Source organism: Paraburkholderia sp. HC6.4b, assembly GCF_014200875.1.
In the GTDB taxonomy this organism is placed as follows: domain Bacteria; phylum Pseudomonadota; class Gammaproteobacteria; order Burkholderiales; family Burkholderiaceae; genus Paraburkholderia; species Paraburkholderia tuberum.
In genome coordinates, this window is sequence record NZ_JACHDC010000002.1 from 341,183 (window position 1) to 360,194 (window position 19,012).

Consider the following 19,012-nt stretch of genomic DNA (forward strand, 5'->3'; position numbering starts at 1 on the left):
CAATGAACACTGAAAATTTAACGCCTGAACTTGCGTATCTAGCGATGTACGAGTTTTTAGTAGAGCTGTATCAGCGGACAAAGTCAGACGAGCTAGGTTCGCTGTTGGGCAGCATGAGCTATCTAGCCGATGGTGAAACAGCTGATCCGGCAGTTTGGAAGGATTGGATGCGCTGCGTCACTAAAGTCTTGGCTGGAAAAGGTGATGCAGAACTAAAATTGCGATGATTTGTTGCCACAAACAGCGCGGGATAGCCGGCTTATTCATGTGGGTGTTGGAGCGGGGATGTGAATAAATTCATGACAAAAAGTAAAAAATCATGGGCAGTTACTGTCCTATGCTGTTTCGTTGCAGCAGCAATGTCCACCTACGTTAATTTTGTCATTTATAGAAATAATGACGGTGTCTTGCAACCAGATCTGGTTATTGGTCTGCACGTCGCGGCGGCATTTCTTGGAGCCGGCTTGTTAGCGCGATTCATTTTGGGAAGCAGGGAAGCGATGAATGAGCCTGTTCCGGGTACGGTATGGGGCACGACCTACATCGCAAGGGTCGGGGAGTATTCCCAACGCGTTCGTGGAAAGAGCGCTTTTTTTTCTACGAAGCGGACGGCCCAATTGCTTGGTTTCGTGCTTTGTCTGATGTGCCAGTTTGTATTCGTTGCGGCACCTGCACAGCCAGATGGATTGAACCGGGATCACGGCGGGGCAGTTGCCCGCGCATTGCCCGCATGATCCATGCGCAACTACTGAATCCAGTGCGCACGTGCATGTGGGATATAAGTAGACAAGTATTTCAGCCCAAAAATATGAATAGACGAACGATATCTGTTTTGTTGATTAATGCAGGCAACGTATTTTTTGCATTTGGCATTTTCAGCTTGCGGCATGCGTTCCTGATGTTCGACGTCAACACGTACTTCTGGTTGGCATTCGGTGCTGCACTCACCAGTTTCTCGCTGGGTGCCGCCAGCGTACATTTCGGCACTCAGGGGCTTGGGCTGGAACACGACATAACGACATAACGCGTCGAACGTGAAGAATGGTCTCCTCCCTCTATAATTCGTAGTCCATATGTTAAAAGAAGCAACCGTGAGAACGGCAGTACCCATATCGTGGAAACCGACGAGCATTGTTACAGTGTTTCTATCGGTTTTTTGTGGGAATGTATTTGCTGCCGGCATTGTTCCTGACGGCGGAACCACAACAGGCGTCTCGACGGCGGCGAACGGCCACCAGACTGTCGCCATCGCGCCGGCAGTGGGCGGCGTATCGAACAACACGTACCGCTCGTTCAACGTTTCGGCAGCGGGCGCGGACCTGAACAACGCCGGCGTCAACGCCCGCACGATCGTCAACCAGGTCACCAGCACGAACCCGTCGGTGATCCAGGGGGCAATCAACGTGCTTGGCCCGCGCGCGAACGTGATCCTTGCGAACCCGAATGGCATCACCGTCGATGGCGGCAGCTTCGTGAACGCTGGCCATGTCGTGCTCTCGACGGGACAGGTAAGCTTCAGCGACATCCTGCTTGCGCCCGGCGACACCCAGCGCAACGTCGTGCTGACCACCAGCCAGGGCACGATCACGATCGGCCCTGGCGGTCTCACCGGCACGCTGATCAATCTCGATCTGGTGGCCAAGCAGCTCGCGATCAACGGGCCGGTCACGAACAGCTTCACCAGTTCGACCAGCGGCATCCGGGCGATTGCGGGCGACAGCACAACTACCTGGGACACCAGCTTTTCACCTTCGGATAACTCGCACGACTGGCTCGCCAGTTCCATTTCGTCCGGCACCGTGAGCAATGCCCTTGCCGTGGATCTCTCGCCGCTGGGCAGCCTCACCGCTGGCCGCATCCAGCTGATCGTCAATGACCGGGGCGCGGGCGTGCGCAACCTCGGCGCGCTTTATGCGAGCGCCGGCGACGTCGTGGTATCGGCAAACGGCGATATCAGGAGCGCGGGCGGAACGATGACTGCGGCGCATGACGTGCAGATCACGACGCCCGGCGCGGTGTCGCTTCAGGGCGCGCAGATCACGGCGGCCAACGACGTGACGGTGAACGCCAGTGGCATCGCGCAGACCGACGACGCAACCGGCCCATCGGTCCTCACCGCGCAGACCGGCTCGGTGAACCTCACGAGCAGCGGCGACCTGTCGAACACCGGCAGCCTGATCCAGGCCGGCTCGGTGTCGTCCGACGGGACAACGCCCAGCGGCGGCGACGTAACGCTGACTGCGGCCGGCAGTATCACGAACCGCTCAAAGCCCGCGAACCTCGGCATTATCTTCGCGGCGAACGGCTCGACCACACTCACCGCGCGGGGCGATATCACCAACGAGAACGCACGCATCCTCGCCAATGGCGCGGTGACCCTTGCGGCCCAGGGCGACGTGCAGAACATCATCGACCATGGCGGCGGCACGAATGGCGGTGCACCGGTTGCTTACTCATCCACCGGCGGCAGCTTCCTGTTCTTCACGCACACGACCATCGGCTTCGACGTGGATTACGGCGCGGTGAGTCAGCCCGGCCAGCTGGCGTATATCGCGTCGACCGGTGGCCCGGTGACCATCTCGGGACGCAACGTCATCAATAGCGGTGGCCTGATCCAGTCAAACGACGCGGATATTTCGATCACCGCGCAGGACGCGTTCACCAACGAGGCGGTGTTTGACGGGCAGGCCAGCTATTCGCGCGGCTGCTGGATCGTCTGTCACGCGAGCGCATCGAGCAACGTCACGCCATACGGCGGCACGATCCAGTCGGGCGGCAACATCGCGATCACGGCAGGTACGAGCGCCAGCAACATCGGCGGCAACGTCTACGCCGCAGGCGATATCCACGTGACGGCGCCAGTGACGTACGCGCGCGGCGTGACCGATTACTCGGCGATCAACCAGGATCGCGGGTTCAAGGCATTCTTCGGCAGCTCGTGGGCACAGATCCTCGCCACCGACGTGGGCGGCGGGTTCACGGCGGACGGCTCGGTCACGCTGACGGGCGACGCCATCATCGACGGTGGCTTTATCAGCGGCGCGAAGGGCGTGTCGACGACCGGCGGCTTCACAACGCTGCGCGCACCGGTGACCACGCTGGTGCAGATTGGCGAGCATCTGGGCCTCACCACATGGGTAGGCTATTGATGCGGGCGTTGAACGAATTCCTGAAGGAGGGATGGTGGACGTGTCTGCTGGCCCTGGCGGCCATCGGCGGCCTCTTCTTGCTGAACAGTCCCGCACACGCGCAGACGCCGCCGATGCCTCCGATGCCTCCTTCAGGCGCGCTATCCGCCTCGCGTCCCGTGCAGGACCCAGCCCAGCAACTCATTGACCAGCAGAAGCGGCAGGCCCAGCAGCGGCAACTGAACCAGCCGCCGGCCACCATCGCCGTGCCCTCTCCCGGTCCGGAAAGCACGCTGAACATTCCGCCTGATACGCCGGTCGACCAGATCACCGAAACCGGCCCGACCTTCAGGGTGCGCGAGATCAAGGTCACGGGCAACACGGTGTTGCCGTCCTCACGCATCGACGCGATCACCGCGCCGTTCGTGAATCATGAGGTGGGCACACGGCGCCTGAATGTGCTTCTGCAACGGCTCACCGACGCGTTCGTGTCGGCGGGATACGTGACGACACGGGCCTTCCTCGGTCAGCAGAATCTCGGCACGGGCAGGCTCACCATCACGGTCCAGGTCGGGCACGTCGAGGGCTTCACCGTCAACGGCCAGCCGATCCGGCGGCTCGGGAAGGATGAGCGCCCGGCCGGCGGCGGGTGGCTGACCGACGCGGGTTACGAAAACGCCTTTCCAGGCACGCCCGGCGATCCGCTGCGGTTCGACGACCTGAATCAGGGTGTGACGCAGATCAACCGGCTGCGGCGCAACCAGGCCACCGTGCAGATCCTGCCGGGCCAGGGGCCGGGCGACTCGATCGTGGCGATCAGCAACCAGCCCGGCGACCGGCTGTACTACAACCTCGGGGTCGACAACTACGGCAGTTCGGTCACCGGCGTGACGCGCTACCGGGCTGGGGTCGAAGCCGACAACCTGATCGGGCTGCAGGAGGCGATCAGCCTGAACTACGTCGGCAGCCTCGAAAGCAATGCGCTGGTCGGGTCGATGGCCGTGCCGTATGGCCGCCACACGTTCAGCTACACGCTGTCGGACTCCGAATATCAGGAAGTGATAGGCACGAGCGCGCTGGTGTACGGCCGCACGCTCAGCCATATCCTCGGCTGGAACTACGCGCTCGCGAATACCAGCGCCGGCAGCGCGGGCCTCGATACCACGCTGTCGTGGCGACGTACCGACCGCGAGGTCAACGACATCGGGCTGGATCCGCAGCGCATCGCGGTGCTGCGCGTGGGCGGCACCTGGCTGCGCAGGTTCGCGCTGAACGACGCGGCAGGCAACGTCACCCTGAACGCCGGCCTGTCAGAGGGCCTGCCGTGGCTACCGTGGCTTCAGGCGGATCACGATGCGCACGACATCAGCCAGGACGATGCACATAGCCAGTTCACCAAGCTCGATGCCACCGCGACCTTCACCGTGCCGCTGCCGAAGATTGGCTCTGCTGCACTCGCCTACCGCGGCGCGCTCGGCGGCCAGTTCACGAACGTGGCGCTGTTCGGCTCCGAACAGCTTTACCTCGGCGGCATGGACACGGTGCGCGGCTTCCGCTCGGGCGAACTGGTGGGCGACCGGGGTCTCTACAGCCGCAACGAACTTGCCTGGATCAATGTGCCCGTATGGCACGACGGCAGGATTGAGCCGTATGTGTTTTTCGACGCCGGCAAGGCAAGCCTGATTACCGTGCCGGGTTTCCCGACGCTGGCCGGCGCGGGCGCGGGGCTGCGTGCCCAGTGGCAATGGCGCAGTCAAATATTTTCGGGCGAAGTGCTGGTCGGCCGCGCACTGACGCAACCGGCGTTTCTCGGGCCCAAAGCCACCCTTGTTCTAGCCACATTCAACTGGAATCTTTGATGAAAATCCGTATGTTCAACATGTCCACCACGGTTCGCACATTGTGCGTGACCGCCTTCGCCTCCGTGACGCTGAACGCGGCAACCCCGATGCTCGCTCATGCTGCCGGCGAGGCCGCCAGCGCATCGACGGGCAGCCTGCCCGCCGGCACGGTGGCGATCGTCAACGGCGTGGCGATCCCGCAGGCGCAACTCGACGACGCGGTACGCGTGGCGACGCAGGCCACGAAGCAGCCGGACACGCTGCAACTGCGGCAGGCGCTCAAGGCGCAACTGGTCACGCGCGAACTGTTCCGCCAGGGCGCGGAGAAGGGTCATTACGACACGAAGCCGGAAGTCCTGCAGGCGATGAGTGCCGCGAAGCTCAACGCGGAAACGCAGCTTTATCTGAGGGACAACATTCACCCCGAGCCCGTCACGGATGCGCAAGTGAAAGCGCGCTATGACGCGATCGTCGCGTCGCTCGGCAAGGAAGAATACAAGCCGCGCCTCATCGCGGTGGCGGACGACGCGACCGCGAAAACCGTGCTGGCGGCGCTGAAGTCCGGCACAGCGTTCGACGCATTGGCGCGCCAGTACAGCGTGGCACCGAGCAAGGCGGCAGGCGGCGAGCTGCCGTGGGTCAGCTTCAAGACACCCCTGACCGAGGGCAACACGCAGGGGCTGCCGCTGCCGGTCGCGCAGGCGATCACGCAGTTGCCTGCGGGCGGCGTCACACCGGCAGCGATCCCGGCAGGCAATGCGCGTGTGATCGTGAAGCTTGAGGCGAAGCGGCCCACCCAGGTGCCCGCGTTCGATCAGGCGAAAGAGACGATCCGGCAGCAACTGCAGGCGCTGGCGCTGGAAAAGGCCGCTGCGCAGTTTACCGGTAGCCTGATGAAGAACGCGACGATCCAGCAGTGAAGTCCGGTAAGCGCCAGAAGCGTCATGCAGCGTCGGGAGGGAACAATTCCCTCCACGTCGCTGCAGCGCGATCAACGTTCAGGAAACGTTGGAACAACATGCTGATACGACGAACCCTGCCGGCAATCTGTGGCGCAATTGTCCTGCTGGACCCGGGCACCGCTGCGCTCGCCGTCTACCGGGAAGAATGGCTGAACGCACGCCAACTGGCTCAGACCGACGCGGCGGCAGTCCACGCGCGGTCTGCCGCGCGGGTGCCCAATCATGGTGTGCAGGGCCGGTCCAGATCGACCGCCGTCAGTGCGGCAGGGCGGTCGAATCATCAGCCACGATCAGCCTCGTCCGACCCGATTGCGGCTTTTGCCGTGAATCGCCAGCCCAGACGGTAGATGAAATGACAAACGCACGTCGCCCAACCGCAGTGAGCCGGGCCGCCGTAATCGGGAGCATGGTGCCCGGCACGCGCTACGCGCGGCACCAGATCACGAAGCGCGTCGACGGCAGTATTCCCAATGTCCAGGCAGCACTGGCAGATTGCGTCGCGCGAGGAGTACTCAGGAAAGCGATGTCCGGCAAGCGCGCCGTCTACTGGGTTCCCACGGAAGAGGAAATCCAGAACGAACAGCCGGACGCGAAGCGGTATGCGTCGCCGCAGGCGACCCTCCAAGGATACGAGGCGACGATGCGCCGGTTTCAGGATCTCTGCATGGCGACGCGGCCGCCGCGCCCGGCGGGTCAGACCATCCGGTCTGTGATCGGGCCGATGCAGAAGGCTCCGGTCCGTCCGGATGAGGCGGACGCCTGAGACCGCGTTGCTGACCAGCACCGATGCAGAACCGGATGCCAACCAGAGGAGGAAACCAAAATATGTCGTCTCACCGTTCGCCGTCGATCGGAATTGAAGTCCCGATGCTGGCAGGTGCCGCCGCGTTTCTTGGTTTCTGCTTCTGGATCGCGCAGATTTCCGGTGCCAGTCTGGCCTCGGTGATGAAGTCCGCCTTTGGGCTGATCGGGCTGGCTGTCGTGGTCGGCGGTGCCCTGTGGTGGCTGAAGGACTATTTCTTCATCGGTGCGGCGTTCTATCTGGTGGTCGGCGCGTTGTGTGGCCGGTGCTGGACAGCATCGCCGCAGGCGGCCACGAGGGAGAAGACTGGCCGTTGATGCCATACGAGAATACGTTCATCGCCAGCGGCTGGCTGAATTGGAGTGTCGAGTCGATCCTGATAGCCGTGTTCATCTACGGGATCTCCCGGCGCGGCCGCGACTCGTATTACGCTAGATGAGGGCACATCATGACAACATATCGCGAACTCAAGAAGCAGATTGCTGCACTCACAGACCAGGCCAACGCCGTGCGCGCGACGGAATTCCTGAGTGTCGTGAATGAAATCCGGGCGATGGTGGCCGAGTACGGCATCACGGAGAAGGACATCTTCCCCGCTCACCGCGGCCGGCCGCGAAAACATCAACCTCGGCCTCCGAAATACCGCGATCCGCAGACCGGTGCCACCTGGTCGGGCCGCGGCAGGCCGCCGGCGTGGATCAGGGGGAAGACGCGGGAGCGCTTCGAGATCAAAGGCTGAACGCCAGCCCCATTCTCACGGCGGCGCAGTGGCCCCCTGCCGAGCCTCCACCGGGCGGCGGTGGCCCCGCGCGAACGCGCGTGGCGCTGCGCGGATTCGCCCGGCGATGAAGCGGGGACGCCGCCGTGACTGCTATGAATGCGATGACCGCTTGGGGCTGGTGTGGCGCTTCAATTGTAGCCGCAGCGCGGCGGCTTCGCTTTGCAGCGCGCCGACGAACGCGTCCGCGAGCGGATGCGCGGGCCGGTGCTCGGGACGGATCACGCTGACGCGAAACGGCAGCGACGACGCGAGCGCCCGGATATGCAGATTGTGGCCCGCGAAATCGAGCGCGGTCAGCGGATTGACGATCGCAATGCCGAGCCCTTGCCGCACGAAGCTGCACACGGACACCGCGGTCGGCGTTTCGATCAGCAGGCGGCGCGCGATGCCGGCTCGCGCGAACGCTTCGTCGATTTGCAGCCGGTATGGATCGTTCGCGGACAGGCTGATGAACGCCTGATCGGCGAAATCTTTCAATGCGATCACGCGTTTCGCGAGCAGCGGGTGAGCGTCGGGCAGCACACACACTTCATCGACGGCGATGAGCGGCGTGAGCCGCGTGCCGGGCGGCGGCGCGTCGTGCTCGGTGAGGCCGAGGTCGTAGCGCTGCGCGCTCAGCCATTCTTCGAGAAACGGCGACTCCTGCGTCGCGATCGATACGCTGACGCCCGGCTGCACATCGTGATAGCGTTTGACGGCGCCCGGCAGGATCGAATGCGAAAACACCGGCAGCGCCATCACGGACAGCTGGCCGCCCTTGAATTCGCGCAGCGCGGCCGCCGTCGACGCGACGCGTTCGAGCCCGACATACGCGCGCTTGATCTCGTCGAACAGCGTCAGCGCGGATTGCGCGGGACGCAGCCGGCCCTGCACTCGCTCGAACAACGCGAAGCCGATGCTCTGTTCCATGCGCGCAAGTTCGCGGCTTACGGTGGGCTGCGACGTGAACAGCATCTCGGCTGCCCTGGTCACGCTGCCGGCCGTCATCAGCGCGCGGAAGATTTCGATGTGCCGGTGCGTGAGCGCCATGGTGGGTCCGTGCTATATCAAAAGTGAATAGGCGAGCAATAGATTGCTATTTTACTGAATGATCGCCACGGATCATCATGTCGGCTATCGCTTTCGCAAAGCTTCGACATGCAACCGACCATGACGCCATTCGACTCCCGTCAACTCGCCGACCTCGCGCGCCAGCACGGCACGCCGCTATGGGTCTATGACGCCGACACGATCCGCCAGCGCATCGCGCAGTTGCGCAGTTTCGACACGATCCGCTACGCGCAGAAGGCCTGTTCGAACGTGCACATCCTGAAGCTGATGCGCGACGAAGGCGTGATGGTCGATGCGGTCTCCTTGGGTGAACTCGCGCGCAGTTTTGCCGCGGGTTATGCGGCTCAACCCGCATCGACCGGTGGGCCCGAAGGCGTCGTCTTCACCGCCGACGTGCTCGACCACGCGACGCTGGCCACCGTGCTCGACGAGCGAATCACGGTCAACGCCGGCTCGCCCGATATGCTCGAACGGCTCGGGAGACACGCGAGCGAAGGCCATCGCGTGTGGCTGCGGATCAATCCCGGCTTCGGTCACGGCCACAGCAGCAAGACCAACACAGGCGGCGAGCACAGCAAGCACGGCATCTGGCGCGATGACCTGCCACGCGCGCTCGAACTGGTGCGGCGCTATCGGCTGAAGCTCGTCGGGCTGCATATGCATATCGGCTCGGGTGTCGATTACGCGCATCTCGCGAAAGTGTGCGATGCGATGGTCGATGCGGTGTCGCAACTCGATCAGGATATCGAGGCGATTTCCGCGGGTGGTGGTTTGTCGGTGCCGTATCGCGATGGTGAGCTGAGTGTCGATACCGCGCATTATTTCCGGCTGTGGGACGACGCGCGGCGCCGCATCGAAGCACGCGTCGGGCATCGCGTGCGACTCGAAATCGAACCGGGGCGCTTTCTGGTCGCGCAGGCAGGTATACTCGTCGCCGAAGTGCACGCGCTGAACCGGCGGCCGTCGCGGCAATTCGCGTTGCTCGATGCGGGCTTCAACGACCTGGTGCGGCCGTCGTACTACGGCAGTTATCACGAGATCAGCGTGCTTCGGCGCAACGGCACGCCGAGCGATGCGCCGGCCGGCTCGTTCAGCGTGGCGGGGCCACTGTGCGAAGCCGGCGACGTGTTCACGCAGGCGCAAGGCGGTGTCGTCACGAGCCGGTCGATGCCCGCGCCTCGAGTGGGCGACCTGCTCGTGTTCCATGACACAGGCGCGTACGGCGCGTCGATGTCATCGAACTACAACAGCCGGCCGCTCGCGCCCGAGGTGCTGATCGAGCGCGGCAACGCGCGGCTGATCCGGCGCAGGCAGCGCATCGAAGAATTGATAGCGCTCGAAGCAACGGCGGCTTGAGCGGCGCATTGGAGCTCAACACTCAACACTCAACGCTCAATGCTCAACGCTCAATGCGCCCGCACCGCGCGCGTGTACGACGCGATCATCGTCGCGAACTCCTGCGCGGCTGGGGTCAGCGGAATCGCGGCGCGTTGCAGCAGACAGACGTTCTGCTGCAACGCGCGCTCGCGCACGGGGATCGTCGTCAGCACGTCCGCGAACGGCCCGCGCTTCGCGATGACCGATGATTCGAGCGACAGGCAATCAGTCGCGGCTACCAGGTGCAGCGTCTCGTACAAGCCCTCGACGGTCGCGACGATCTTCGGCGGCGGCAAGCCGTAGCTATCGAACAGATGGCTCAACCGGTTGACGTGCGGCTCCTCGGTCAGATTCGGCGAGCGCGTCGTCACCCACGTGCAATCGACGAGTTCGGCGAGCGACTTCGCGCGCGCCTTCGGATGACCGCGCCGGCACACGATCACCGGGTCGGACGGATAGAGCGGCGTGACCGACAGATCGGCGGTGTCGGTCTGCTTCGATACGAGCGCGACAGCGAAATCCAGCGTGCCTTCGCGGATCCACGAAATCATCATGCGCGACGTGCCCGTGCGCAGATGCACGGCGACGCGCTCGAAGCGCGCACGAAATTCCATCAGCACGGGCGCGAACGCGTCGACGAGCGGCTCTGTCGTCATGCCGAACGTGACCTCGCCCACGTAGTCGCCGCGCAGTTGCCGCACGTCCTCCTCGGCACGCTCGCATTCACCGAGGATCGCGCCGGCCCGCTGCAGCAGCCGCTGGCCCAGCGCGGTCAGCGCAATGCCGCGATTCGTGCGCGTGAACAGCGTCGCGCCGAGCATCGATTCGAGGTTCTGCAACTGCTGCGTGATGCCGCTTTGCGCGATGCCGAGCGCGCGCGAGGCCGCGCGGATGCTGCCATGCTCGGCGACTGCCGTGAACGCGCGCAGCTGGGAAATCGTCAATGCCATGGCGTCAGGGTTTGATGATCGGTAAAAGTGATCATGATAGTCCGAACGGGACTTCTTTGAGGCGCCACAGCGGCTTACGATCACGCTGTCCTGATCCGCTCATCGTCGCCTTCCATGAAAACTCCACTGATGACTCTCTGCGCCGCGCTGGCTTTCAGCAGCGGCGCGTTCGCCGCTGACGCCACCACGTTGCGCCTCGGCATCGATCCGACCTATCCGCCGATGGACTCGAAGGCGCCCGATGGCAGCCTGAAGGGATTCGACGTCGATCTCGGCAACGAGATTTGCCGGCGCATCCACGCGCATTGTCAGTGGGTCGAACTCGAGTTTTCGGGCATGATTCCGGCGCTGCAGGCGCGCAAGATCGACGCGGTGCTGTCGTCGATGGCGATCACCGAGAAGCGCGAGCAGCAGATTCTGTTTTCGTCGAAGCTGTTCCAGTTCAAGTCGCGGCTGATCGCGCGGCAAGGCTCGTCGCTCGCGCCTACGGCGAGCGGACTTGCCGGCAAGCAGATCGGCGTGCAGTCGGGCACCCAGTTCGAGAGCTACGCGCTGAAGAACTGGACGCCGCTCGGCGCGAACGTGGTCGCCTACAAGAGCCAGGACGAGGTGTTCGCCGATCTGCAGAACGGCCGGCTCGACGGCGCGTTGCTCGGCACCGTCGAGGCCGATTACGGCTTCCTGCGCACGCCCGCGGGCAAGGGCTTCGCGTTTGTCGGCGAGCCGCTTTCGATGGGAGATCGCGGCGTCGGCATCGGCTTGCGCAAGGACGAAACCGCGGTGCAGGCATCGATCAACGCGGCGATCGCGTCGATGCGCAAAGACGGCACCTATGCGCAGATCGCGAAGAAGTACTTCGACTTCGATCCGTACGGCAATTGATGCAGATTTCCAACATTATCTTCACGGCTTTCCATTCATGAACAGGCAATCGATTCCGCTTGTGTCGCCAGCCATCGGCACGCACCGCGAACTGGTGTCGTTTCATTTCGGCCCGGCCAATAGCGGGCAGAAGATCTACATCCAGGCGTCGCTGCATGCCGACGAAACGCCCGCGATGCTGACCACGGTGCTGCTGAAGCGGCGTCTGCGTGAGCTCGAGGAAGCCGGCGCGCTGAGCGCTCAAATCGTGCTCGTGCCGGTGTCGAATCCGGTCGGGCTCAGTCAATACGTGCTCGGGCAGTTCATCGGCCGCTTCGATCTCGGCAGTGGCAAGAACTTCAACCGGCATTTCGTGCAGTTCGCAAAGCTCGTCGCGAATGCGAAAGAGGCGCTCGGCGCCGACGCGAACGAGAACCGCCGCATCGTGCGCGAGCTGCTCGCGGTCGAACTCGCGCAACAGAAGCCGCTGACCGAATTCGAGTCGCTGCAACTGGCGCTCTTGAAGTTGTCGTGCGACGCGGACGTCGTGATCGATCTGCATTGCTCGCTCGAAGCGGCGATGCATGTGTACACGAGCGAATCCGCTTGGGCCGAGTTCGAGCCGCTGTCGCGCTATCTCGGTGCAGAGGCGTCGTTGCTCGCGACCGATTCGGGCGGCGGCGCATTCGACGAAACCCACAGCCTGCTGTGGTGGACGTTGCAGCAGCAGATGCCGGCGAGCAAGCCGGTGCCGACCGGCTCGATCGCGGTGACGGTCGAATGCCGCGGCCAGCGCGACGTGTCGTATGAAGTCGCGCAGCAGGATGCCGACGCGCTCGTCGACTATCTGGTGTGGCGCGGCGCGATTCGGGGCGAGGCCAAGCCGTTGCCGCCGCTGCTGTCGCCGGCGACGCCGCTCGCGGGCAGCGAGCAGTTCTATGCGCCGGTGAGCGGCATTCTCGTGCACCGCGCGAAGATCGGCGACAAGATCCGCGTCGGCCAACCGCTGTTCGATATCGTCGATCCGCTGACCGACGAGACGACCACGATCGCGAGCCAGACCGAAGGGGTGCTGTACATGCGGCGCGCGATCCGTTTCGTGACGGCCGGTGCGCCGCTCGGTCGCGTGACCGGCACGCGGCCGATCCGAACGGGCGTGTTGCTGGGCGCCTGAGCGCGTAGCGGCTATGCCGGACTCGGCATCCAGGGGCCGTCTCGGCGCCTCACGCGACGGTGCCGACGTGCGCCTCAGCCGCCTTGCTGCGAAGTAGCCGGCGCCGCCCGGCCGGCGATCCGGCGCCTCGCCTGTTGTGCGGATTTAATCTCTTTCAGCCACGAAAAAGCCCAAGCCCGCCTCCGGATAAAGGCCGATACTCGTCGTCATACTCAACGTGTGTCGGCGCGGCCGGCTTTTTGAAGGAGACGGACAAAGTGAGCAAGGCTATCCAATGGAGCGGGGTGTTTCCCGCCGTCAGCACCCAGTTCAAGCCGGATTTTTCGCTCGACATCGACGCGACGCACCGCGTGGTCAGCAATCTCGTCAAGGACGGGGTGTCGGGTCTGGTGGTCTGCGGCACGGTTGGCGAAAACACCTCGCTGAGCACGTCGGAAAAACTGCAGGTGATCGAGGCGGCGCGCGACGCGGCTGGCGGCAAGGTGCCGGTCGTCGCGGGTGTCGCCGAGTTCACGACCGAGTTCGCGCGGCAGACGGTGCGTGAAGCCGCGCGTGTCGGCGTCGACGGCGTGATGGTCATGCCGGCGCTCGTCTATTCCGCGAAGCCGCACGAAACTGCCGCGCATTTCCGCTCGGTCGCGACCAGCACCGATCTGCCGGTGATGATCTACAACAACCCGCCCATCTACAAGAACGACGTCACGCCGGACGTGCTGATCGCACTGCAGGACTGCGAGAACATCGTCTGCTTCAAGGATTCGTCGGGCGATACGCGACGCTTCATCGATCTGCGCAACGCGGTGGGCGACCGCTTCGTGCTGTTCGCCGGCCTCGACGACGTCGTCGTCGAAAGCATCGCGGTCGGTGCAGAAGGGTGGGTGTCGGGCATGTCGAACGCGCTCCCGAAGGAGGGCGAGACGCTGTTCCGCCTCGCCACGCAGAAGCGTTTCGATGAAGCGCTGTCGCTGTACCGCTGGTTCATGCCGCTGTTGCACCTCGACGCGCGCCCCGACCTCGTGCAATGCATCAAGCTGTGCGAGGAACTGCTCGGCCGCGGCAGCGCCGTCACGCGTCCGCCGCGCCTCGCGCTGCAAGGCGACGCGCTCGCCGAAGTCAAAGACATCGTCGCCAAGGCGCTCGCCACGCGTCCGGCGCTGCCGGACGTCGGTCTCTAAGCACCGCGTTTCAATACGAGCCTTAAAAAACATCGGCACCCTGTCCGCCACGTAGGCGGGACAGGAAGCCGAATCAGGCCGCAAGTAAGCGGGGCTGGCGGTGGTTGCCTCAACTCGCGCTCAGCACCGGCGCAACCGCAGCCGGATCGCTGATACTCGGCCGGCCGTTCTCGACGTGACCGGCAAAGCGGCGCGAGAAGCTCGCGTCGTCACTGCTCGTCACCGTCAGGTCGTACCAGTGATGGCTCGACGCAAGCACCCAGCCTTCGTCGATACGCGCATTGGCCGGCACGACCACGGTGCGCGGGCGCGCGCCGTACGCGTTGTCGATCACCGTCAGATGCGCGATGCCGCCGCCGCTGTTGGTGAACTTCAGGAACACGTTGCCATTCGCGACGTCGTATTGCGCGGTCACTTCAGGCTGAGCCGGCTGGTTGTCGGCATGACCGTTGCCATGGCCATTCTGCGTGCTTTGCTTGCTCGCCTGGGTGTTGCCCGCGAACTTGCGCACGAAGCCGTTCGGGCCGAACACGTCGAATGCATACACGCCGTTCGTCGTGCTCAGGTCGAACGTGTCGCTGAGCGACTTGCCCGCTTCGACCGTGTAGCGCCACGGACCGTCGGTGCGATTCGTCGCGTACACGTAGAAGTGCGCGCCCTGGTCGCCGGTGTTGCCGATCGTGATTTCGAACGTGTCGTTGCCCGCGTTCGCCGCGCCGTTCACATGCAGTTCGTACGGCAACGCACGCGCGAAACGGATGCCCGCTTCCTGCGCATCGACCGGAGTCGGAGTCGTCGGCACGGTCGGCTTCGGTTGCGTCTTGCACTGGTTGTCGGCCATGCTGATGTAGTTGCTGGTGTCCGGCAGCGACGGCATCTTCGCATCCGGCGTGCGGAAGTCGAACGCGGTGGTCAGGTCGCCGCACACCGCGCGACGCCATGCCGTGATGTTCGGCTCATGCACGCCGAAGCGCGTTTCGATGAAGCGGATCACCGACGTGTGATCGAACACCTGCGAGCACACGAAGCCACCCTTGGTCCACGGCGACACGATCGTCATCGGCACGCGCGGGCCGAGGCCGTACGGATAGCCGTCGGCGGTGTAGCTGCCGCCGCGCAGCGGATTGACGACATTGTGGATCTCGCCGTCGGTCGTGACCGTCGACTTGCCCTGGGTGGAGGTCGTCGGCGGCTGCGGCGGCACGAGGTGATCGAAGAAGCCGTCGTTCTCGTCGTACATGATGAAGAGCACGGTCTTGCTCCACACCTCGGGGTTCGACGTCAGCGCGTCGAGAATCTGCGACGTGTATTCGGCGCCGTACGCGGGCGTGTAGCTCGGATGCTCCGAGTAGGCGGCCGGCGGGCACAGCCACGACACCTGCGGCAGCTGGTTCGCGAGCACGTCGGCTTTCAGGTCGTCGATCGTGCGCACGGTTTGCGCGCGCTCGTAGAGCGGCGAACCCGGCTGCGCGTTGATGAAGTTCGTGAAGTTCTGCAGGATGTTGGTGCCGTAATTACCATTCAGCGGATCGGCGCCCGACGTGCCCTGCTGATAGATCTGCCACGAAATGCCCGCGGCCTGCAGACGCTCCGGGTACGTGGTCCACGACAGCAGCTGATAGTTCGGCGGACCATCGCCGTCGACCCAGTCGTTGTTGTCGAGCAGCGGGCCGCCCATCGTGCCGGTCGGGTCGACCATGCCGGTCATCAGATACGCGCGGTTCGGGTGCGTCGGTCCCGGCAGCGAGCAGAAGTACGCATCGCAGATCGTGAAGGCGTCGGCGAGCGCGTAGTGGAACGGGATGTCGCTACGCAGATGGTAGCCCATCGTCATGTCGGTCTTGTTGGCGGGCCACTGGTCGTAGCGGCCGCCGTCGATCGCGTACTGGGTCTTGTACCACGAGTGATCGAGATCGCCGACGCATTGCGCGCTCGTCGTCGCGGTGTCCAGATGGAACGGCAGCACCGGCTTGGTCGGGTCTTCCTTCGACGGCTGATTCCACACCGGCAGGCCGCTCGGCAGCGGAATCGGGAAGCGGTCGTTATAGCCGCGCACGCCGCGCAGATGGCCGAAGTAGTGGTCGAACGAGCGGTTCTCCTGCATGAACACGACGATGTGCTCGACATCGCGAATCGTGCCCGTGCGCGAAAACGCAGGCACGGCGAGCGCGTTGCGGATCGACTCGGGCAATGCGGTCATCGCGGCGGCGGCGCCCGCGGATGAAGCCACGGTTTGCAGGAAACGGCGACGGCTAGTTGATGTCATCGAATATCACCTTCTGCGTAGGGGAAGAATGGCGCGCGTGAGCGTGCCTGGGGGTGTTTCGTTGTCGGTTACGCGTTGCTCTTGCTGATCAGTTGCGAACTACTTGTTCGCGCTGTCGCCGGGCGCGTAGCGCATGACCGGCGCGACCTGCTGGCTGTCGGCCGCGAGACTGGCCTGCATGTTTTGCGTGATCGCGTCGGTGGCGGCTGCGCCACTTGCCGCGTTGCTTGCCGCGTTGTTCGCCGTGTTGTTCGCGAATGGCGCTGAGGCGTTGGGAGTCGCCACTGCCGCTGCCGCCATTGCGGGTCGTTGCGCCGCGTCGTTCGGCGCAAGGCTCGTGGTCGTCGCGTTGCTCGTGGAAGAGGAGTCGTCCGCGCCGCAACCGTTCAACGCTATCGTGGCAAGCGCCAGCAATGCGGCGCTCGCGATGCAACTGATTTTTCTCATGTCTGCATCCGGTTCGATGAAAGCGGGTGCAGTCTCCATTCCTTTCAAGAAATAATTGTGAAACGTTTGCGCCCGGCATAACTTTCGATAAATCGTCGGTTGATCGAAAGAAAATGGAAAGTATCGGGAAGGTCAATGTTCATGGCACTGCCATCTGCGCTATGTTTGCTGCTTTATCGTTCGCGCATGGGCACGATTCAATGACTCGCATCGATTCACCCATCGACATCTCGCAACTCGAAAACGAATGGCTCGAAGCCGACGGCTTCGGCGGCTTTGCTTCGGGCACGCTCGGTATGTTGCGCACGCGCCGCTACCATGCGCTGCTGCTGGCCGCGACGCGCGCGCCGGGCGGGCGCATGGTGCTCGTCAACGGCATCGAGGCGTGGGTCGAAGCGGGCGGCGAGCGCTTCGCGTTGACCATGCAGCGCTATGAGCCTGACGTGATCTATCCGGATCTGCGCGGCCGCCTTGCCAGCTTCGACACCGCGCCGTGGCCGACGTGGCGCATTCAACTCGGTGCGCACGCGGCGATGATCGCCGACGTGTTCCTCAGCAAAGCGACGTGCGAAACGGTATTGCGCTGGCGGCTCGAAGGCGGCGAACTCGATGCGCCCGTGCTGAAGATCAGACTCTTGCTGTCGGGCCGTGACTATCATGCGCTGCATCACGAGAATCCGGCCTTCAACTTCGGCGCGCAAGTCAGCGCCGATCAATCGTGCGCGAGCTGGCAACCGTATGGCGGACTGCCGGTCGTGCGAGCGGCGACGAACGGCGCCTATACGCATGCACCCGACTGGTATCGCAACTTCTGCTACGTGCGCGAGCAGGAGCGCGGTCTCGATTGCAGCGAAGATCTCGCGACGCCCGGCGTGTTCAGCTTCGATCTCGCGGAGGGCGACGCGGTGATGATTCTGAGCGCGTCGAGCACGTCCGCCACCGAATGCGCGAACGACAAAGCCCAAACCACCGCCCACGCCGCCCAACTCGCCCACACCGAACAACAACGCCGCGCCGCACTCGGCTCGCGCCTGCAACGTTCGGCCGACGCCTACGTCGTCACGCGCAACGAAGGCCGCACGATCCTCGCGGGCTTTCCGTGGTTCACCGACTGGGGCCGCGACACGTTCATCGCGATGCGCGGCCTGCTGATCGAGTCGAACCGTCTCGACGATGCCGAAGCGATCCTGCTCGAATGGTCGGGCACGCTGTCCGAAGGCATGCTGCCGAACCGCTTCCCAGACTACGGCGACGCGCCCGAATACAACTCGGTCGACGCGTCGCTATGGTTCATCGTCGCGGTTCACGACTATCTGGCGACGCCGCATGCGGGCGCGCAAACGCGCGCGCATCTGCAGCAGGCCGCCGAAACGATCCTGACCGGCTACACGAACGGCACGCGCTTCAACATCGGCGTGTGCGCGGACGACGGCCTGCTGCGCGCCGGCATCCCCGGCGTGCAACTGACGTGGATGGATGCGAAAGTCGGCGACTGGGTCGTCACACCGCGCATCGGCAAGCCGGTCGAAGTGCAGGCGCTGTGGATCAACGCGCTGCGAATCGCGTCAGCATGGAACCCGCAGTGGCGGCAAGCTGCCGAGCGTGCAACGCTCGCGTTTCGCCGGCGCTTCGTCGATCCGGCCACCCAGGCGCTGTTCGATAACGTCGACGTCGATCATGTGCCGGGCACGGTCGACCGCTCGATCCGGCCGAATCAGATCTTCGCGGTCGGTGGCCTGCCGTTTCCGCTGCTCGAAGGCGCGGCGGCGCGCGCGGTGGTGGGTCAGGTCGAAGCGCAATTGCTGACGCCGCTCGGCCTGCGCACGCTCGCGCCGTCCGATCCCGCCTATCGCGGCCGCTACGGCGGCGCGCCGCGCGAACGCGACGGCGCCTATCATCAGGGCACCGCGTGGTTGTGGCTGATCGGCCCGTTCGTCGAAGCATGGCTGCGAGTGAATGGCGCGAGTGCCGATAATCTCGCGCAGGCGAGGGCGCGCTTTCTCGCCCCGCTGTACGCGCATCTCGATCGCGCGGGCCTCGATCACCTGTCCGAGATCGCCGCCGGCGACGTGCCGCACGCGCCCGCCGGCACGCCGTTCCAGGCCTGGTCGCTCGGCGAATTGCTGCGCGTCGAAAGTCTGCTTGCCCGACTCGAGCACGACGGCGCGTAAACCGCGCTACGATGTGGGTCCCACCGC

At 64.1% G+C, this 19,012-nt stretch carries 18 protein-coding genes; 13 read left to right on the forward strand and 5 right to left on the reverse strand.

Annotation, left to right across the window (positions count from 1 at the left end):
- Positions 1 to 2: 2 nt before the first annotated feature.
- A complete protein-coding gene (locus HDG34_RS03820) occupies positions 3 to 227 on the forward strand; it encodes a hypothetical protein (protein ID WP_184057838.1) in 225 nt (74 codons plus the stop codon).
- 60 nt (positions 228 to 287) lie between these two features.
- The gene (locus HDG34_RS03825) at positions 288 to 734 is read left to right on the forward strand and encodes a hypothetical protein (protein ID WP_184057840.1); all 447 of its coding nucleotides are present in this window, start codon (positions 288 to 290) and stop codon (positions 732 to 734) included.
- Between the two features lie 11 nt (positions 735 to 745).
- Here HDG34_RS03825 and HDG34_RS39795 read toward each other — a convergent pair whose 3' ends face one another.
- Positions 746 to 1,282 (reverse strand): hypothetical protein, encoded by a 537-nt coding sequence (locus HDG34_RS39795; protein ID WP_311734735.1) that lies wholly within the window; start codon positions 1,280 to 1,282, stop codon positions 746 to 748.
- On the opposite strand from HDG34_RS39795, the gene HDG34_RS03835 reads away from it, so the two are divergent.
- The 6 genes from HDG34_RS03835 to HDG34_RS03860 all read left to right on the forward strand — a co-directional run bounded on the left by HDG34_RS03835 (position 1,182) and on the right by HDG34_RS03860 (position 7,472).
- A complete protein-coding gene (locus tag HDG34_RS03835) occupies positions 1,182 to 3,149 on the forward strand; it encodes a filamentous hemagglutinin N-terminal domain-containing protein (protein WP_311734734.1) in 1,968 nt (655 codons plus the stop codon). The genes HDG34_RS39795 and HDG34_RS03835 overlap by 101 nt on opposite strands.
- A 113-nt stretch (positions 3,150 to 3,262) precedes the next feature.
- Complete coding sequence (locus tag HDG34_RS03840; protein ID WP_184058021.1) at positions 3,263 to 4,987, forward strand: ShlB/FhaC/HecB family hemolysin secretion/activation protein; 1,725 nt, start codon at positions 3,263 to 3,265, stop codon at positions 4,985 to 4,987.
- A gap of 89 nt (positions 4,988 to 5,076) precedes the next feature.
- The gene (locus tag HDG34_RS03845; RefSeq protein ID WP_260321032.1) at positions 5,077 to 5,889 is read left to right on the forward strand and encodes a peptidyl-prolyl cis-trans isomerase; all 813 of its coding nucleotides are present in this window, start codon (positions 5,077 to 5,079) and stop codon (positions 5,887 to 5,889) included.
- A gap of 448 nt (positions 5,890 to 6,337) precedes the next feature.
- Positions 6,338 to 6,694 carry a hypothetical protein gene (locus tag HDG34_RS03850; RefSeq protein WP_184057846.1) on the forward strand — a complete coding sequence of 119 codons (357 nt, stop codon included), beginning with the start codon at positions 6,338 to 6,340 and terminating at the stop codon, positions 6,692 to 6,694.
- Positions 6,695 to 6,756: 62 nt separating this feature from the next.
- Positions 6,757 to 7,050, forward strand: coding sequence for a hypothetical protein (locus tag HDG34_RS03855; RefSeq protein ID WP_184057848.1), 294 nt, complete (start codon positions 6,757 to 6,759; stop codon positions 7,048 to 7,050).
- A gap of 131 nt (positions 7,051 to 7,181) precedes the next feature.
- Complete coding sequence (locus tag HDG34_RS03860) at positions 7,182 to 7,472, forward strand: H-NS family nucleoid-associated regulatory protein (RefSeq protein WP_184057850.1); 291 nt, start codon at positions 7,182 to 7,184, stop codon at positions 7,470 to 7,472.
- A gap of 132 nt (positions 7,473 to 7,604) precedes the next feature.
- On the opposite strand, the gene HDG34_RS03865 is transcribed toward HDG34_RS03860, so the two are convergent.
- Complete coding sequence (locus HDG34_RS03865; protein ID WP_184057852.1) at positions 7,605 to 8,543, reverse strand: LysR family transcriptional regulator; 939 nt, start codon at positions 8,541 to 8,543, stop codon at positions 7,605 to 7,607.
- Positions 8,544 to 8,663: 120 nt separating this feature from the next.
- On the opposite strand from HDG34_RS03865, the gene lysA reads away from it, so the two are divergent.
- Positions 8,664 to 9,920: a diaminopimelate decarboxylase gene (gene lysA / locus HDG34_RS03870; protein ID WP_260321016.1), complete on the forward strand. Its 1,257-nt coding sequence runs from the start codon at positions 8,664 to 8,666 to the stop codon at positions 9,918 to 9,920.
- A gap of 50 nt (positions 9,921 to 9,970) precedes the next feature.
- Here the strand turns inward: lysA and HDG34_RS03875 are convergent, their stop codons facing one another.
- Positions 9,971 to 10,891 carry a LysR substrate-binding domain-containing protein gene (locus HDG34_RS03875; RefSeq protein WP_184057856.1) on the reverse strand — a complete coding sequence of 307 codons (921 nt, stop codon included), beginning with the start codon at positions 10,889 to 10,891 and terminating at the stop codon, positions 9,971 to 9,973.
- Between the two features lie 114 nt (positions 10,892 to 11,005).
- Between HDG34_RS03875 and HDG34_RS03880 the strand changes: the two genes are divergently transcribed.
- The 3 genes from HDG34_RS03880 (at position 11,006) to HDG34_RS03890 (ending at position 14,101) form a co-directional block, all read left to right on the forward strand.
- Positions 11,006 to 11,773, forward strand: coding sequence for a transporter substrate-binding domain-containing protein (locus HDG34_RS03880; RefSeq protein ID WP_184057858.1), 768 nt, complete (start codon positions 11,006 to 11,008; stop codon positions 11,771 to 11,773).
- Between the two features lie 37 nt (positions 11,774 to 11,810).
- Entirely contained in the window at positions 11,811 to 12,926 is a 1,116-nt protein-coding gene (locus tag HDG34_RS03885; protein ID WP_184057860.1) for a succinylglutamate desuccinylase/aspartoacylase family protein, read from the forward strand.
- A gap of 257 nt (positions 12,927 to 13,183) precedes the next feature.
- Positions 13,184 to 14,101: a dihydrodipicolinate synthase family protein gene (locus HDG34_RS03890; protein WP_184057862.1), complete on the forward strand. Its 918-nt coding sequence runs from the start codon at positions 13,184 to 13,186 to the stop codon at positions 14,099 to 14,101.
- A gap of 109 nt (positions 14,102 to 14,210) precedes the next feature.
- Here HDG34_RS03890 and HDG34_RS03895 read toward each other — a convergent pair whose 3' ends face one another.
- Entirely contained in the window at positions 14,211 to 16,367 is a 2,157-nt protein-coding gene (locus tag HDG34_RS03895; RefSeq protein WP_184057864.1) for a phosphocholine-specific phospholipase C, read from the reverse strand.
- A gap of 99 nt (positions 16,368 to 16,466) precedes the next feature.
- Positions 16,467 to 16,814, reverse strand: a complete 348-nt coding sequence (locus HDG34_RS03900; protein ID WP_184057866.1) for a hypothetical protein — start codon at positions 16,812 to 16,814, stop codon at positions 16,467 to 16,469.
- A 200-nt stretch (positions 16,815 to 17,014) separates the two neighbouring features.
- On the opposite strand from HDG34_RS03900, the gene HDG34_RS03905 reads away from it, so the two are divergent.
- Entirely contained in the window at positions 17,015 to 18,985 is a 1,971-nt protein-coding gene (locus HDG34_RS03905; RefSeq protein WP_184057868.1) for an amylo-alpha-1,6-glucosidase, read from the forward strand.
- Positions 18,986 to 19,012: the final 27 nt, after the last annotated feature.

Coding starts and splice junctions, on each gene's coding strand:
- HDG34_RS03820 (WP_184057838.1), top strand. CDS start 3: ATGAACACTGAAAATTTAACGCCTGAACTTGCGTATCTAGCGATGTAC.
- HDG34_RS03840 (WP_184058021.1), top strand. CDS start 3,263: ATGCCTCCGATGCCTCCTTCAGGCGCGCTATCCGCCTCGCGTCCCGTG.
- HDG34_RS03845 (WP_260321032.1), top strand. CDS start 5,077: ATGCTCGCTCATGCTGCCGGCGAGGCCGCCAGCGCATCGACGGGCAGC.
- HDG34_RS03850 (WP_184057846.1), top strand. CDS start 6,338: ATGGTGCCCGGCACGCGCTACGCGCGGCACCAGATCACGAAGCGCGTC.
- HDG34_RS03855 (WP_184057848.1), top strand. CDS start 6,757: ATGTCGTCTCACCGTTCGCCGTCGATCGGAATTGAAGTCCCGATGCTG.
- HDG34_RS03860 (WP_184057850.1), top strand. CDS start 7,182: ATGACAACATATCGCGAACTCAAGAAGCAGATTGCTGCACTCACAGAC.
- HDG34_RS03865 (WP_184057852.1), bottom strand. CDS start 8,543: ATGGCGCTCACGCACCGGCACATCGAAATCTTCCGCGCGCTGATGACG.
- lysA (WP_260321016.1), top strand. CDS start 8,664: ATGACGCCATTCGACTCCCGTCAACTCGCCGACCTCGCGCGCCAGCAC.
- HDG34_RS03875 (WP_184057856.1), bottom strand. CDS start 10,891: ATGGCATTGACGATTTCCCAGCTGCGCGCGTTCACGGCAGTCGCCGAG.
- HDG34_RS03880 (WP_184057858.1), top strand. CDS start 11,006: ATGAAAACTCCACTGATGACTCTCTGCGCCGCGCTGGCTTTCAGCAGC.
- HDG34_RS03885 (WP_184057860.1), top strand. CDS start 11,811: ATGAACAGGCAATCGATTCCGCTTGTGTCGCCAGCCATCGGCACGCAC.
- HDG34_RS03895 (WP_184057864.1), bottom strand. CDS start 16,367: ATGACATCAACTAGCCGTCGCCGTTTCCTGCAAACCGTGGCTTCATCC.
- HDG34_RS03900 (WP_184057866.1), bottom strand. CDS start 16,814: ATGAGAAAAATCAGTTGCATCGCGAGCGCCGCATTGCTGGCGCTTGCC.
- HDG34_RS03905 (WP_184057868.1), top strand. CDS start 17,015: ATGACTCGCATCGATTCACCCATCGACATCTCGCAACTCGAAAACGAA.